At 35.1% G+C, this 15,854-nt stretch carries 12 protein-coding genes; 5 read left to right on the top strand and 7 right to left on the bottom strand.

Going from position 1 to position 15,854, the window contains the following annotated elements; translation table 11 throughout:
- Positions 1–83: 83 nt before the first annotated feature.
- The 3 genes from csaB to CYAN10605_RS10890 all read right to left on the bottom strand — a co-directional run bounded on the left by csaB (position 84) and on the right by CYAN10605_RS10890 (position 3,284).
- A complete protein-coding gene (gene csaB, locus CYAN10605_RS10900; protein WP_015219994.1) occupies positions 84–1,124 on the bottom strand; it encodes a polysaccharide pyruvyl transferase CsaB in 1,041 nt (346 codons plus the stop codon).
- 10 nt (positions 1,125–1,134) lie between these two features.
- Complete coding sequence (locus tag CYAN10605_RS10895) at positions 1,135–1,629, bottom strand: hypothetical protein (RefSeq protein ID WP_015219993.1); 495 nt, start codon at positions 1,627–1,629, stop codon at positions 1,135–1,137.
- Positions 1,630–1,988: 359 nt separating this feature from the next.
- Positions 1,989–3,284, bottom strand: coding sequence for a competence/damage-inducible protein A (locus tag CYAN10605_RS10890; RefSeq protein ID WP_015219992.1), 1,296 nt, complete (start codon positions 3,282–3,284; stop codon positions 1,989–1,991).
- A gap of 114 nt (positions 3,285–3,398) precedes the next feature.
- Here CYAN10605_RS10890 and cobN point away from each other — a divergent pair, with 114 nt between their 5' ends.
- Both cobN and CYAN10605_RS10880 read left to right on the top strand, forming a co-directional pair.
- A complete protein-coding gene (cobN, locus tag CYAN10605_RS10885; protein ID WP_015219991.1) occupies positions 3,399–6,665 on the top strand; it encodes a cobaltochelatase subunit CobN in 3,267 nt (1,088 codons plus the stop codon).
- 388 nt (positions 6,666–7,053) lie between these two features.
- A complete protein-coding gene (locus tag CYAN10605_RS10880; RefSeq protein ID WP_015219990.1) occupies positions 7,054–7,839 on the top strand; it encodes a glycerophosphodiester phosphodiesterase in 786 nt (261 codons plus the stop codon).
- A gap of 3 nt (positions 7,840–7,842) precedes the next feature.
- On the opposite strand, the gene purU is transcribed toward CYAN10605_RS10880, so the two are convergent.
- Both purU and larC read right to left on the bottom strand, forming a co-directional pair.
- Positions 7,843–8,718: a formyltetrahydrofolate deformylase gene (gene purU, locus CYAN10605_RS10875; RefSeq protein WP_015219989.1), complete on the bottom strand. Its 876-nt coding sequence runs from the start codon at positions 8,716–8,718 to the stop codon at positions 7,843–7,845.
- A 202-nt stretch (positions 8,719–8,920) separates the two neighbouring features.
- Positions 8,921–10,105 carry a nickel pincer cofactor biosynthesis protein LarC gene (gene larC / locus CYAN10605_RS10870; RefSeq protein WP_015219988.1) on the bottom strand — a complete coding sequence of 395 codons (1,185 nt, stop codon included), beginning with the start codon at positions 10,103–10,105 and terminating at the stop codon, positions 8,921–8,923.
- A 73-nt stretch (positions 10,106–10,178) separates the two neighbouring features.
- On the opposite strand from larC, the gene CYAN10605_RS10865 reads away from it, so the two are divergent.
- Together CYAN10605_RS10865 and CYAN10605_RS18175 are read left to right on the top strand one after the other, a co-directional pair.
- Positions 10,179–10,832: an L-threonylcarbamoyladenylate synthase gene (locus tag CYAN10605_RS10865; protein WP_015219987.1), complete on the top strand. Its 654-nt coding sequence runs from the start codon at positions 10,179–10,181 to the stop codon at positions 10,830–10,832.
- An 8-nt stretch (positions 10,833–10,840) separates the two neighbouring features.
- Entirely contained in the window at positions 10,841–10,981 is a 141-nt protein-coding gene (locus tag CYAN10605_RS18175) for a DUF2256 domain-containing protein (protein ID WP_015219986.1), read from the top strand.
- A 391-nt stretch (positions 10,982–11,372) separates the two neighbouring features.
- Here the strand turns inward: CYAN10605_RS18175 and CYAN10605_RS17875 are convergent, their stop codons facing one another.
- Both CYAN10605_RS17875 and CYAN10605_RS10850 read right to left on the bottom strand, forming a co-directional pair.
- On the bottom strand, positions 11,373–13,214 hold the full coding sequence (locus tag CYAN10605_RS17875; RefSeq protein WP_015219985.1) for a right-handed parallel beta-helix repeat-containing protein: 1,842 nt from the start codon (positions 13,212–13,214) through the stop codon (positions 11,373–11,375).
- A gap of 152 nt (positions 13,215–13,366) precedes the next feature.
- The gene (locus tag CYAN10605_RS10850) at positions 13,367–14,332 is read right to left on the bottom strand and encodes a Gfo/Idh/MocA family protein (protein WP_015219984.1); all 966 of its coding nucleotides are present in this window, start codon (positions 14,330–14,332) and stop codon (positions 13,367–13,369) included.
- Between the two features lie 204 nt (positions 14,333–14,536).
- Here CYAN10605_RS10850 and CYAN10605_RS10845 point away from each other — a divergent pair, with 204 nt between their 5' ends.
- Entirely contained in the window at positions 14,537–15,655 is a 1,119-nt protein-coding gene (locus CYAN10605_RS10845; RefSeq protein WP_015219983.1) for a SpoIID/LytB domain-containing protein, read from the top strand.
- The last annotated feature ends 199 nt before the right edge of the window (positions 15,656–15,854 follow it).

The raw sequence follows: 15,854 nt of genomic DNA, 5'->3' as shown, positions 1-15,854 counted from the left end.
CTGTTGCCCACCTTAACCAATAACTTACATACTCAAAATAATAGAGCCATATTAATCACTAATACTGAATTCCTGCTCTAATTTTAAGTGATAACTGAATCTATTAATTGATGATGTTTAAGGGCATCCTCTGCTAATTTTTGTATTTGATGAGGGGAAATCGGATTAGGATTGTTATAGGTGTTTAAACATTCTTGGACAATTTCGTCGATATTAGTTGGTAATTTTTCTAAATCGTATCCTTTGATATTTATTTCCCTCATTAAATTGCTTACTTTGGGATCATAACTAAGAGCAAAACATTTACAATTTTCACTTCCAGCCATGATTAAGCTATGAAGACGCATTCCTATGAGCATATCTATCTGAGAAAATAATCCTTTTAATTCTTGGGCATTTTCTAAGGTTAAAATCTGATAGTTAGTTTTTAATTGCTGGGCTATTTTTTCACAAACTTCTAAATCTTTTGATATTTGAAAAGGAATTAAAATTATATTTGCATTAATTTTTTCTTTTATTTTAATTAAAACTTGGGATATAGTTTCTATTTTGGTAATAGTTAAACTAGAATGAGAACGCAAATTAACAGCAATTCTAGGAGCAGGTAAAAGTTCTATTTTTTTTGTTATTTTACTAGGCAAGGCCCACACTGGATCGGGTGCAATTAAGCATTTTATTCCCCATTTATCCAACAGTTTAGCTGATTTTTGATCTCTAACGCTGATGCGATCGCATCTTTTCAGTACAATCTTAGTTAACCATTGAATGAGGGGAGTTTTTATCGGTCCAATTCCTTGAGCATAGGCAATAGTTTTAACTCCTTTCAATTGTGCTAATGCCATTAAGGTTAAATAATAAATAGCACTTTTAACACTGGTAATATCTTGGATTAAACTTCCTCCTCCCCAAATAAATAAATCTTTTTTTGTTAGTTTTAATATTTCTTTGATAATTTGAAAACGAGAATAGCTAATTACTCCATAATCTTGATTTGTTTTTTGCGGATTACCAGACAAAATAATGGGAGTAATATTATTATTTAAACGGGATAAAATAGCCAGTAATAGGGCTTCATCTCCTGCATTTCCTTGACCATAATATCCACAAATAATTGCTTTTCTCATTGATTATAAGTTATTTTTTATTAGTAATTAAAATGCGATCGCCTACAATCTTACCATTATAAATTAAATCGTGATGATTATTGGTATTAAGAGTAATTTCAATTTCATTGTCCTTTTCAGGAAGTTCAGATATATAGTACCAATTACTGTAAATTCTACTTACTTTTACTCCGTTAATATACAAATGTGCATGACCTTGATTGGGGTTATTATTTTCTAAATTAGGAGAGATAAATTCAAAATTTTTAGTATTTAAGTATAGATTCCATCCTTTAATTTTATCTGGAAAAATCTCTATTTCTATTGATGGAATTTCATTAAGATTAGATACATCAAGAGTTTTATGAGCGTGTCCATTTTCGGAAGACATATTCATTCCGTGTTGATGGGAAGAGTCCGCTTTAACTTGAACTAAAAAGCTATTTAATAATGTATTTAATCCAACGAATACACTAAGAAAAATAATAGAATTAAAGTTTAAAAATTTATTATGTCTAATTTTCATTGGCTATCTAAATGAATTATTAATGAGTTAAATAGTTGATCATGTAGAATCTTTTATGAATAGTCAAGATTTACATTTAAGGGTATTGTTTATATATCTCAAATAAATATTTAAATCAATAGACAAGTTGTCAAAGATAGCCATCTCAATTAGTACAAAGGGCAATTAGTGAATAGTGAATAGTGAATAGTTGATAATTACTCGTTACTCATTACTCATTACTTTCTTCTAAAACCTGAAACCCGACACCTTATCTCCCTCTCCCCTCATCACCTCATCACCTCATCACCTCATCACCTCATCCCCTAATACCCTAATACCCTAATACCTGAAACGTAACCCCTAACTCCTAACAATTCCTAATTACTTAACAATTTCCGTCTCAATTGATCAAGGGCAAAACAACAGGTAAGATAACGAATAGTCTGTCTATCCCGATTAATTCCCCATTTTAATTCATAGCTAATTGTATCGGATGATGGAGATGCGGTCACGAAGTGGGGCTGTGCGATCGCAACATACACTAATCCGACAGGTTTGGTTTCAGTGCCACCATCAGGGCCTGCTATGCCCGTAATTCCAATACCCCAATCGGTTTGTAATCGGTTTTTAACTCCCTTTGCCATCTGTTGGGCTACCGTTTCAGAAACTGCACCAAACTGCTCTATATCCGCCTCTGATACTCCCAATTGACGAATTTTGACTTGGTTGCTATAAGCAATGATACCCCCATAAAAATAAGCAGAACTTCCCCCGCAAGCTGTAAACATAGCCCCCAAACCACCGCCAGTACAAGATTCCGCAACGCTCACTGTTTCTCCTCTTGCAGTTAACAATTTACCCACAACTCCTTCTAAGGTATCTTCGTCTGAGCCATAGTAATCTTCAAGGGCGATCGCTTTTATTTCTTCTACAATAGGATTAATTATTTTTCTCGCCTCAGCTTCATTTTTTGCTTTGGTAGAAACCCTTAATTTTACTTCTCCATGGGAGGCGTAAGGGGCAACGGTAGGATTCGTTAAGGCAAAGAGATGATTAACTTTTTCTGCCAGTGCTGACTCTCCTATCCCCCGAAACCGCATCATTTCACTGACAATAATTTCTTTCCCCCATCCCTGACTCTGTAAAAATGGTACAGCAGTATCTCGCCACATCTGCTTCATTTCTGAAGGCACTCCGGGAAAGGTTAAAATTGTTAATTTTTGTTGCGGATGGTTGACATTATTTAAAAAAGGTTGCCAAATCATACCCGGGGCTGTTCCTGTTAAATTAGGTAATATGTCCGCTCCTTTTGGTAATAAAGCCTGTTTACGGTTATTATTTGTCATTTTTCGCCCTCTTTGGGCAAATTTTACCTCAATATCTTCAATAATCTCTGATTTTTCTTCTAAAGTTCCCTGAAAAAAAGATGCGATCGCTTCTGTGGTAAGATCATCGGGTGTAGGGCCTAAACCCCCTGTAAAAATAAGAATGGAAGAACGTTGGGACGCAATGTTAATCACCTCATGAATTCTGGCTAAGTTATCTCCAACAACCGTTTGAAAATAATGGGGAATACCTAAAATAGCTAATTCTTGGGCTAAAAATTGAGAATTGCTATTCAAAATGTCACCTAACAATAGTTCTGTCCCGATACAAATAATTTCTGCACTCATAATAATAAAAAAGTAGTAATTGGTTATAAATAAATTTTATGTTTAAGAATAATTTAATGGTAAAATACAATTTTAAACTTTAATTGCAATTATTCAAAATTTAAAAAATAAAAAGTGAACCAATCTTATTCTATAAACATCAATAAAAAAGAAGAAAATAAGCAAAAAATAGATGTTGCAATTATTTTTTATAGAGCTCATTTTTTGTCGGGCAACACAAAACCCATTGATTCTTTATCCTCTGCATTAAAAAAACAAAATTTAAGTACTATCGCTATTTATTTATCATCCCTTAGAGAAGCCGATATTCAAGCTGAATTAATTGAAATTTTACAAAAATATCAAGTAAATTTAATTTTAAATACTACCAGCTTTTCAGTAGCAAAAATAGGTTCAGAATCTAATACAAAAATATGGGAAACCCTAGATATTCCAGTGCTTCAAGTAATATTAAGTGGAAGTACAGAAGAATATTGGCAAAATAGCTTTCAAGGTTTATCCCCCAGAGATGTTGCCATGAATGTTGCTTTACCAGAAGTCGATGGAAGAATAATCACTAGGGCAATTTCTTTTAAGTCAGTGGCTACTAAACACCCTCAATTAGAAACTGACATTGTTATTTATCAACCTCAAGAAAATAGAGTTAATTATATTGCTGAGTTAGCTAAAAATTGGATAAAGCTAAAAAAGAAGAAAAACTCAGAAAAAAAGGTAGCTTTAATCTTAGCAAATTATCCCAATAAAGATGGAAGAATTGCGAATGGAGTGGGGTTAGATACTCCCGCTAGTTGTATTAATATTTTACGGGCGTTAAAAGTAAATAATTATGATATTCAAAATATACCTGAAAATGGAGATAAGCTAATTTTTCAGTTAATTGAAGGGATAACAAATGATTTAGAAATGACATCTCAAAAGAAAATTAATCAATATTTATCTTTAGAAGAATATCAAAAATATTTTCATACTTTACCCTTAGAAATTCAACAAAAAATTACTAATCGATGGGGAAATTACAAGCAAAATGCCTGTTTCACGGATGAAGATGAAATTCAGGAGCAAAATTTATTTATTAACCAAAATTATATTCCTGTTTCAGGGATTCAATTTGGCAAAATATTTGTCGGAGTACAACCATCGAGGGGTTATGATTTAGATCCTAGTCTTAATTATCACGCTCCAGATTTAGAGCCAACTCACCATTATTTAGCTTTTTATTATTGGTTAAAACACATTTTTCAAGCAGATGTAATTATTCACGTTGGTAAGCACGGAAATTTGGAATGGCTACCGGGTAAAAGTTTAGTTTTATCTAATAATTGTTATCCCGAAATTGCTTTAGGCACACTTCCCCATTTTTATCCTTTTATTGTCAATGATCCGGGGGAGGGATCACAAGCAAAAAGAAGGGCAAATGCGGTAATTTTAGATCATTTAACTCCCCCTTTAACCCGTGCAGAATTGTATGGAGAATTATTAGAATTGGAGGCTTTAATTGATGAATATTATCAAGCTCAAAGTCTCAATCCTAGTAGGTTAAAAATAATCTGCGATCGCATTTCAAATTTAATCAAAGAAACTAAGCTAAATGAAGATTTAGGTATAAAAGAAGTAAATAGAGATAGTTTAACCGAATTTTTAACGATTGCTGATGGTTATTTATGTGAGTTAAAAGAAGCCCAGATTAGAGATGGTTTACATATTTTTGGACAATGTCCAGAAGGAAGACTATTAAGAGATTTAATAAGTGCGATCGCACGTTTTTCTAGTTATAATAACTTAGGATTAATAGAAGCTATCAAAGAAGACTTAAACCACAATCAAATTCCTCCCTTATTAAGGGGGGTTAGGGGGGATCAAAACAATAACTTATTAAGGAAAGCTAAGGAGGATAAAAATAATGAGAGCATAGTAGAAAAAGATGACTTAGAAAACATAGCCAATGAATTAATAGAAAAGCTGATAAAAGGAGAAAAAGCCGAGGAAATAAAACTAGGAAAACATACAGAAAAGTCTCTTAACTGGATCAAAAATAAACTCCTACCTAACTTAAAAAAAACAGAGCAAGAAATAGATAACCTTATCAGAGGCTTAGAGGGAAAATATATTCCCAGTGGCTCATCAGGCGCACCCACCAGAGGCAGAAGCGATGTTTTACCCACAGGCAGAAACTTTTATTCCGTTGATATTCGAGCTATTCCTAGTGAAACCGCTTGGGATGTAGGCAGAAAAGCCGCCGAAACTCTTATCGAAAGATATACCCAAGAAAATGGAGAATATCCCCGCACCCTAGCAATTTCCGTTTGGGGTACTTCTACCATGCGCACAGGAGGAGATGATATTGCTCAAATAATGGCATTAATGGGAGTTAAACCAATATGGGATGGGGTAAGCCGTAGAGTTGTGGATTTTGAGGTAATTCCCCTCGAAGTATTAGGCAGACCTAGAATTGATGTTACTGTGAGAGTTTCTGGGTTTTTTAGAGACGGATTCCCCAATATAATGGAATTACTTTATAAAATTAATCAATATTTGTCAAGCCTCAAAGAAGAAAAAGAAAATAATCCCCTTGCCCAACAGGTAGAAAAAGATACTCAATATTGGATTAAACAAGGATTAGAGAAAAAACAGGCAAGAGAGAGGGCAACCTATCGGCTTTTTGGTTCAAAACCGGGGGCTTATGGGGCTGGATTACAAGGACTTATCGAAGCCCAGAATTGGCATAGTGATGAAGATTTAGCAAGGGCATATTTAAACTGGAGTAGCTACGCCTATACAGGCACAAAAGGAGTATCTCAACCCGAAGCCTTTGAACAAAGACTGAAACAATTACAGATAGTTTTGCATAATCAAGATAATCGTGAACATGACCTATTAGACTCCGATGATTATTACCAATTTCAAGGGGGATTAACCGCCGCCGTCAGACATTTACAAGGGGAAAACCCAACGGTTTATTTTGGTGATAATTCCCAACCAGATAACCCTAAAGTTAGACATTTACAAGAAGAGATTGCCAGAGTATATCGCAGTAGAGTTATTAATCCTAAATGGATAGCAGGGGTAATGAGACATGGTTATAAAGGAGCATTTGAAATGAGTGCAACAGTGGACTATTTATTTGCCTATTCCGCTACAACTAAGTCTGTACCCGATTTTATGTTTACAGGAGTTGCTCAAAGTTATTTATTAGATGAAAAAGTCCGACAATTTATTCAAGAAAAAAATCCTTGGGCTTTAAGAGACATGGGAGAAAGGCTCATTGAAGCACATCAGAGAAACTTATGGATGAATGTAGATACGAATTTATTGGATGAACTAAGAGGTATTATTCATCAATCGGAGAGGATTATTGAGGGATTTGGAGAATCATCATTATAACCTCTGTTTGGTTTAAGAACATCAGATAAGGGACAGAAGACGATAATTTGCGGCGCTCGCTCCGCAAAGCCGTACGGGGTTAGTTAGGGGCGAATGGCCATTCGCCCGTACAGGAGTTCAGAGTTTTTAATTTTTAATTATCAACTATTCACTATTCACTATTCACTAATTGCTCTTTTCGCCATTACTTATACATGAAAATTTATCCTGATCTCAGGTTACAATAATTTACCAGAAAAATGGCAAAAAAAACTTATAGATGCGATCGCACAGGTTCACGGAAAGGCGATGTTAGTAAAATTACCGTTGATTAGGATGAAGAAATAGGGAACTAAACTAAAGCATCTTATAATTTAATAACTAACATTTTAGCTGATTTTGATTAATTATGAACAAAGATGATCCTCAAATCACTTCCCCAATGATAATAGCTCATCGAGGTTCATCAAAAGAAAGCCCAGAAAATACACTTTCCGCTTTTCAGTTGGCTATATCTCAAGGAGCAGACGGTATAGAAGGGGATTTTCATTTAACCAAAGACAAGCAGGTTGTTTGTATTCACGATTCCAATACTGCCAGAGTTGCTAATACTAAGTTAATTGTTAAAAATTCTACCTTAGCAGAATTAAAAAAACTTGATGTAGGATATTGGTTTAATTCAACTTTTAAAAACGAAAAAATTCCCACTCTTAATGAAGTTTTAGAAATCTTACCTTCAGATAAAAAGTTATTCTTAGAAATAAAATCAGATCCCGATATTGTACCTTATCTATTAAGTATATTAATTGATAGTAAAATAAATTTAAACCAGTTAGTAATTATTTCTTTCAATAGCAGAATTTTAAGAACGATAAAACAGCAGAAACCAGAGTTAAAAACATTATTTTTAGTTAGTCTCAAAACTTTTAATCGTATTAAACTATCAAATTTTTTAGTTAAGAAATTATTAAATAAATTAGAAGATATTAGTGCAGATGGAATAAGTACTTCTATCTCTAATTTTCTCAATGAAACTTATATTCATCAATTTATTTCAAAAGGATATGAATATCATTTATGGACTATAGATAACGAAAAAATAGCCGAACAATTTATCAAAATAGGGGTAAACTCTATCACAACAAATACACCGAAAATAATTAAACAAATCAAATATTTCCAAACTAAAAGTTAAAAATCACCCAAAAACTACGGTACGATTTCCATAAACTAAAACTCGATTTTGTAAATGTAATCTCACCCCTCTAGCTAAAACAATTTTTTCTAAATCTTTCCCTTTTCTAATTAAATCTTGTACTGTATCTCTATGACTAATTCTCACTACATCTTGCTCAATAATCGGTCCTGCATCTAAATCTTGAGTTACATAATGGGCAGTAGCACCAATAATTTTTACACCTCTGGAGTAGGCTTGATGATAAGGTTTTGCTCCTATAAAAGCGGGTAAAAAAGAGTGATGAATATTAATTACTGCGGGAAATTCTTTGATAAAGTCTGAACTTAAAACCTGCATATATTTAGCTAATATAACTAAGTCTATTTCTGCATTTTTTAGTAGTTCTAATTGTTTAAGCTCTTGCTCTTTTTTATTCTCTTTCGTAATAGGTAAATGATGATATTCAATATTAAATTGTTGAGCAATAGGGTCTAAATCTGGATGATTACTAATAATTAAACCTACTTCTGCTTTCAATTCTTTACTTTTTATCCTCCATAACAAATCATATAAACAATGATCTTGTTTACTCACCCAAATAGCAACTTTGGGAACTGTATCAGAAAAATGTAATTTCCATTTAGCTTGTAGAGGAGATGCGGTCACGAAGTGGCGCTGCGCGAGCTCACCAAAGGCTTCATTAATCAGATGCCGAGGTAAATTAAAACCTTGTAATTGCCACTCAATACGGGAAAGAAATAAACCAGCTTCTAAATCCGTATGATGATCCGCATGAATAATATTACCCCCATTAGCATAAATAAAATTAGCAATTTTTGCTACTAAACCTTGTTGATCTGGACATGATACTAATAAAGTAGCGGTATCTACAGCCATAAATTAATTCCCAACAATACCCGAATAGATTGCACACATTAAATCTCGAATATCTTATCATTATTTTGAACTATAGAGCCGATAACCTTGAAAAATTGGCCTTTATGGAGAATATTATCTAAGTTAGGAAAAAGGTGTCAGGTTTCAGGTTGCAGGTGTCAGGGTGTTAGTGTTAATTAAACACTTTTGCCCTTAATAAAACTCAGGTTTGCTTCTCGTAAAATTCCCTTACCACTTCCCATTGAATCCTATTAATAGGAATATCTAATTGACGGGCAATGGTTGCACAATCTTTATATTCAGGATGGATATTAACAACTTTTCCCTGTTTTTTTGCAATTTTTAATCTTATATCACCATATTTACTCTTAATAGTCGTCATTTCTCGCTCTAGTATCGATCTTTGTTGAATTTGTCTGCGAATACCTAAAGTAGTAGTCTCTCGGAAAATAAGATTTTCACATATATTGATTTTGTCAAGATCACAAATTACTGTCAACAAAACCCCAAGGCGACTTTTTTTCATCATCACCGGTTGAGTAAAAACATCTTTTGCACCAATATTTAATAATTCTTCTAAGACATAAGCCAAAATTTGGGGGTTACAATCATCAATTTGAGTTTCTAAGACTGCTACTTCCTCTAAATTAGATAATTCCATTTCCCCTATCCAAAGACGCAAAATATTAGGTAGAGATAAATCTTGACTTCCGGCACCATTACCTATCTTCTCTAAACTCATTTTCGGGGGTTGTCCAAAACTTTCCGTTAACGTCGCCACAATTGCCGCCCCTGTAGGAGTAACTAATTCTTTTTCGATACCGTTGCTATATATTGGGATTTTACGGCTTCGTAACAACTCTAGCACGGCGGGTACTGGTACTGGTAATATTCCGTGAGCCACTTTGACTGTGCCTCCTCCTGTGGGTAAAGATGAGCAGTATAATTTTTCTATCCCTAAATAATCTAATCCGATACAAGTACCAACAATATCAACAATGGCATCTACTGCCCCCACTTCATGAAAATGGACTTTATCTATGGTTGTATTATGAACTTTTGCTTCTGCGATCGCAAGTTGACGAAAGATAGCTAAACTATTAGCCTTAATTTGAGGGGCTAAATTACTCTGATTAATAATATGTTCAATATCTGCTAAATGTCTATGATGATGGTGAGAATGAGATGTTAAATGAACATGAATTTTTGTCGCACCAAGCCCATTTCTAGTTACTGTTTCTTCTTGTAATTTATACTCTTGAATAATATTTAAACTCTCTAAACTTTTCTCTAAATATCCTAATGGCACACCCGCAGAAACTAACGCCCCTAAAAACATATCCCCTGCTATTCCTGTAGTGCATTGTAAGTAAGCGATTTTACTCATATAAGATACAATTAATTAATAAGTTTTATAGCTTTTAGTTATTAGATTAAAAATAAATTATTTATTTATAGTTATGGCCATTTTATACGAATTAAATCCTGATAATCCTCAAAGCAGAAGTATTGAGCAAATAGCATCAGCATTGAAAGATGGAGCAATCATGCTTTATCCCACGGATACTGTTTATGCCATTGGTTGTGATATTAATGTTAAAAGTGCCGTAGAAAAAGTGAGAACTTTAAAACGTCTTGCCAATGATAAACCATTAACCTTTCTTTGTTCTTCTTTGTCGAAAATTTCTGAATATGCGATCGTGACTGATGAAGCCTACTATATCATGAAAAGATTAATACCCGGTCCTTACACTTTTCTTTTACCTGCCACGAAATTAGTGCCAAAACTGGTTATGTCACCAAAACGCAAAACCACTGGTATTCGAGTGCCAGATCAAAACGTTTGTCAAGCAATTTTAACAACTCTTAATAATCCAGTTATTTCCACCTCTGCTCATATCAATGATGAAGAAGGATATTCTCCCTCTGATGACTGGGAAAAGGCAAAATTATTTGATTACTTTGATAAACTGGTTGATATTATTATTGATGACTATACAGATCCGGGGTATCAAGTTTCAACAATTTTAGATTTTTCCACAGAAAATCCCGCCGTAGTACGACAAGGTTTAGGGTGGGAGGAACTAGAAAAATGGTTTAACTTCAATAATTAGGAAGAAAAATGGCAAAGCAGAGAAAAAAATCTGATTTCCCCACCAAAATCTGTCCTGTTTGTGGTTTATCTTTTACATGGCGCAAAAAATGGTCTAAATGTTGGGATGATGTTAAATATTGTTCTGAAAAATGTCGTCGCCAAAAATAAACAAAAGTTTGTAGTTACCCCTTTAGGGGCATTAAACTAGGAGTTAAATAGGGGTAATATTTGTTACAGCTTCGATCGCACGCTACTTGAAGGGATTTTGGGCTGATATATATGAGATTGAGGATAAGTTGAGAGGTGAGGAGATAAAAGCTATCAGATATTTTTGAGGATTAGGGTAAAATTGGGGCAGGATAGGAGCAAGGCTAATACTTCTATCCTCTGGGGGGAAAACACGGTTAACAACTTATTGAAGATTTTAACATGGGTAGATAACAAGTTAAATGATATGAGAGTAGAAATAGCCTCAATTAAGGGTAATCAAGAAGGTTTTAGCAAGAGACTTGATAATCTTGAGTTTACTAGCAGAGGTATTTTTATTATTAACTAAGAATTAAAAAGCCGCCTCAAAAGCAATGCCCTCTTCGGAAAAATTGGAATAGTTTTGAAGAATGCTTTGTCTTTCATTCTGCCCTACAAATAAATATGTACCGGGTAAATTATCGTTTTGGAAACGATATAAGCTGTCGGCTTGATTAGCATTAGCCCCAAAAGCATAAAAAGCTAATCCCTCTTCTCGGAATTGAGGGAAACTTTGTAAAATACTTTGTCTTTCCTCCTGCCCTACATAAAGATATGTTCCTTGTATTTGGGTGTTTTGGAAACGGTAAATGGGAATTAATCCATCTCCCGGTTGGGTAGCAACACTAAAAGCAAATCCTTCTTCTTCAAATTTGGGATAATTATTTAAAATGCTTTGTCTTTCTTCTTCCCCCACATAAAGATATGTACCGGGTATTTCTGTATTCTGGAAGCGATATATGGGATTATTTAAGGCAGAGCGAGGGGTTGCACCGCTTTCTGTACTACCTATATCCACTGTACCTCCAATTATACGGGCATAACCTCTTTGGTCTGAATTGCCCACTTGAGACGAAGCAATTTCGTTATTTCCTGCATTTATGACAGGGCTACCTCTGAGGGGCAAATGGGTAGGAGTATAACCACCATTATCTTGTAAATCTCCCAACAGAGGATCTAATGGATTAACGATGTCTCCGACAATATTATTGTTAAATCCATCTAAAATAATACCGTTACCATCGCCAATAAGGTTATAAGAGCTATTTTCGGTAAAAAATCCCTCAATATCACTACTATCTAAGTTTCCTGCAACAATACTGTTTTGCAGTAAAAGAGGGTTATTTGCTCCTAAAACGGTAATACCTGAGCCAATTTGAGAGCTATTATTCGTAATAGTTGAATTGATAATAGAAACGGTGGCATCTTGGCTGAGAATACCTCCCCCTGCGTCTCCTGTAATATTACCAGAGATAGTGCTATTTAGTATTTGTACTGTTCCTCCGAAGGTGTAAAGCCCTCCCCCTCCTGCTTCAATCACTTCTACGGCGGCGGCATTGGCGAAGTTACCCGCTATGGTGCTATTACGAATATTTAATGTTCCTTCGTTATAGATACCCCCTGCGTCATCTCCTGAGAGGTTGCCTGAAATAATGCTGTTAATTATTTCTGTATCTCCGAAGTTGGCTATACCCCCTCCATTATTATTATCTGTGTCGGTGTTAATGGCAGTGGAATTATTTTTGATAATACTATTATTGATAATAGCGGAAGCCCCTGTGTTAATGCGAATACCTCCGCCGCTACTACCATTTTCATCAAGGGCGTTTTCGGCAATTCCATCCTCGATAGTAACTCCACTAAGGGAAAGTAATCCTCCTTCTCGAACATCAAAAATGCGATCGCCTAGAGCCGTACCATTAATGGTAGTTGAGCCTGAGCCGACTCCCACAATGGTAACTCTGGTTTCAACATCTAAATCTCCTGTACGAGCTACGATGTCATCTACTTCACCGGGTAAATTAGGATTGTCACTGGGAAATAAGGAGTCTTCGTTACCCTGAATAGACAACTCGTAAACCCCTGCAGGAAGGTTGATAACATATTCTTTGCTAGGGTCTGCTTTTGCCCTTAAAATAGCATCTCGAAGGGATAAACCATTTCTGTCTCCGCCGTCATTTTGATCCTCGAAAGTAGTTACAGTCAGAAAAACTTTTTCTAATCCACCACCACCGCCATTAAGTTCTTGTAGGATAATGGAATTATCTTCTATCCATCTTTCTGTATCTTCCACAAAACTATCGGAAGGAGTACCAAAAGAGGCAACGATGCGATCGAATTCTGCTTGGAGGGCTTCTATATCAATTTCAAACATTTTTGCTTTTTATTTAATTATTTTATTAGTTAATATTAAGTTTTAATGATAAATCACACTTCCTTATTCATAGATTTTTTTTTATCAAAATTATCTCGTTGACGTAAGACTCCCATTAAATAACGAGTTTGAGTAGTTCACCATCTATTCCCTTAAACTTTACATATTGATTGACTTTGATAAGCCTTGAGGGTTGCATTGGCTACTCTTAGAGCATAAACACTGGCTTTATTTTCAATATAAAGAGGTTTTCCTGTAGTTAAATAATCGATAACTGCTTCTGTATCTTTAACAAAGAGTCCTCGCCTTGTACCAACTTCGATCGCATTTTCTTCTCCATCCCTTATAATCTTACCTGTTTCCCCCTCGAATCTTAACGTCCCTTGAGTACCATAAATTTCTAAGGTGCGATCGCTGCTTTTGAATTGTTCACCCTTGCCATAAGTTAAACAAGCTAATAAACCATTCTTGAAAGATAACTGTGCTTGAGTATAACAAGCAGAAAAATAACCAACCTTTTCAGCATCCCAAAAACGCCCATAACAACTTACCGAATCCACTTCTCCAAATAAATCAGTAAAACGATTAATGCGAGAAAGAGCCGCTATAAAAGGGAAACCATAATACTCATAGTTAAAAGTCCACTTATTCATTAAACTACTCTTGGGCAAAATAGTCGTATAACGAGCTAAAAAAGGATCGCCAATCGCTGATAAATTAGCCCTAATCGCTTGATGCACTCCTCCCAAAATTTCGATATGTTCTACATGAAGTAACTTATTTTTTTCTTGTGCTAAACTTAGCAACTCCTCCGCCTCATCAGGATTAATAGTTAAAGGGAACTCAACAATAACGTGTTTATCAGCTAATAAAGCACCTCTTACAATCATTCCATGATCCCGATTAATATTAGAAATGCAAATTAAATCTAAACTAGAATCATTTACTAACTGTTGCCAACCAGAAACCGAGGGAATGCCATAGGTTTCACAAAAACTAGCTGTTGTTTCCACACTGTTACCCACCACCGCCACCAACTCAGTTAAAGGATTTGCTTGAAAAGCCTCCGCCCGTCTTTGAGCCGCATATCCCGTACCAACTAAACCAACTTTAATCATTCTTTTTTACTGATTATTTTCGCTTTATTTTCAGTCTTGCTATTTTATCACCACCTGAGTTTGATATTGAAAGAATGGAAACAAAAATACTATTTGTAAAGTCATTTTTTCTGCTTAAATATTCCTAACAAAAAAAACAACACTCGCAGAAATTAAGTAAGATTCAGTTAACAATCATCAAAAAACGAATTACGGTGTGAGATTATGAGTAAAAAATTAATATTACAATGGTTGGGTAAGTTTAGCTTATTATCTTTACTCTGGTTAATCTTTAGTCCATCTGCCCAAGCCGCTTTAGAATTAAGAGTTGCAATCAAAAAAGGTGCTAATTCTTTACAGGTAGGTAGTTCAACCCCAGCAGTTGTGAAAGATAATGCAGGGCGGGTTGTAGGACAAGTTGCAGGGATGAATTCTTTTGTATCCAAAGTACAAGGAGGTAATGTTAATCTTAGTCAATGGAAATCCAATCGTTTATGGTTAGAGCCTAGTGGCGATGGGGTTGTCTGGATTGGCGATCGCTGGTATCGTGGAAGAGTGCTATTAGTACCTCAAGGTAAAGGAATTACAGCAATTAACTATGTGGATTTAGAAGATTATCTATATAGTGTTGTCGGTGCAGAGGCAATTCCTAGTTGGCCTAAAGACGCACTGAAGGCTCAAGCCGTAGCCGCCAGAACTTACGCCCTATATAAACGAAATAGTGGACGTAATCAAATTTTTGATTTAGATACAACTACCGCTACTCAGGTTTATAAAGGTTTAAGCAGTGAATATACCACTACCCATCAAGCAGTGAGGGAAACTATGGGGGAGGTAATGACTTACAACAACCAAATTATTTTAGCGGTATTTCATTCTTCTTCTGGTGGTCATACGGAAAATGTCGAAGATATTTGGGTATCTCCCTTACCCTATCTTAGAGGAGTAGTCGATTACGATCAAAACTCCCCTGTATTTAGTTGGAATAAAAGCGTTTCTCCTTCTACCATGAATAGAATTGTTGGTGGTGTCGGCAACATCCAAGCCCTAATCCCCCAAAAAACCACTCCCCAAGGCAGAATCGTAACCATGAAAATTGTAGGAGATCGCACCACTAAAAACGTCGCAGGTAGTGATTTACGCAAAGCTCTTGATTTAAGAAGCACATTATTTCGTGTCTCTTTAGGAGGAAATAGCTTACAAGTATCAGGTAGAGGATTTGGTCACGGCTTAGGGTTAAGTCAGTGGGGAGCTCAATATTTAGCCCAAAATGGTGTTAACTATCGTCAAATTTTAGCTCATTATTATCGTAATGCGAAGTTATCTACTTTGAAAACACAATAGAATCAATTTATTAATGGGCAAGGGGGAAACCTCCCTTTATCCCGAAATGATGAATAGTAAATAATTAATATAATCTCTAACTCCTGTACGGGCAAATGGGCATTCGCCCCTAACTAACTCCGTACTGCTTTGCGGAACGAGCGCAGCGAACTCTCCGAACCCTTATCCAATATTCTTAAACCCAACTGAAGTTAATTAA

It is taken from the genome of Cyanobacterium aponinum PCC 10605, from assembly GCF_000317675.1.
Classification (GTDB): domain Bacteria; phylum Cyanobacteriota; class Cyanobacteriia; order Cyanobacteriales; family Cyanobacteriaceae; genus PCC-10605.
This window is presented reverse-complemented; position numbering and strand designations above follow the sequence as displayed.

What these genes read in the sequence shown, in the direction of transcription:
- csaB (WP_015219994.1), bottom strand. Translation starts at nt 1,124, where the DNA reads ATGAGAAAAGCAATTATTTGTGGATATTATGGTCAAGGAAATGCAGGA.
- CYAN10605_RS10895 (WP_015219993.1), bottom strand. Translation starts at nt 1,629, where the DNA reads ATGAAAATTAGACATAATAAATTTTTAAACTTTAATTCTATTATTTTT.
- CYAN10605_RS10890 (WP_015219992.1), bottom strand. Translation starts at nt 3,284, where the DNA reads ATGAGTGCAGAAATTATTTGTATCGGGACAGAACTATTGTTAGGTGAC.
- CYAN10605_RS10880 (WP_015219990.1), top strand. Translation starts at nt 7,054, where the DNA reads ATGAACAAAGATGATCCTCAAATCACTTCCCCAATGATAATAGCTCAT.
- purU (WP_015219989.1), bottom strand. Translation starts at nt 8,718, where the DNA reads ATGGCTGTAGATACCGCTACTTTATTAGTATCATGTCCAGATCAACAA.
- larC (WP_015219988.1), bottom strand. Translation starts at nt 10,105, where the DNA reads ATGAGTAAAATCGCTTACTTACAATGCACTACAGGAATAGCAGGGGAT.
- CYAN10605_RS10865 (WP_015219987.1), top strand. Translation starts at nt 10,179, where the DNA reads ATGGCCATTTTATACGAATTAAATCCTGATAATCCTCAAAGCAGAAGT.
- CYAN10605_RS18175 (WP_015219986.1), top strand. Translation starts at nt 10,841, where the DNA reads ATGGCAAAGCAGAGAAAAAAATCTGATTTCCCCACCAAAATCTGTCCT.
- CYAN10605_RS17875 (WP_015219985.1), bottom strand. Translation starts at nt 13,214, where the DNA reads ATGTTTGAAATTGATATAGAAGCCCTCCAAGCAGAATTCGATCGCATC.
- CYAN10605_RS10850 (WP_015219984.1), bottom strand. Translation starts at nt 14,332, where the DNA reads ATGATTAAAGTTGGTTTAGTTGGTACGGGATATGCGGCTCAAAGACGG.
- CYAN10605_RS10845 (WP_015219983.1), top strand. Translation starts at nt 14,537, where the DNA reads ATGAGTAAAAAATTAATATTACAATGGTTGGGTAAGTTTAGCTTATTA.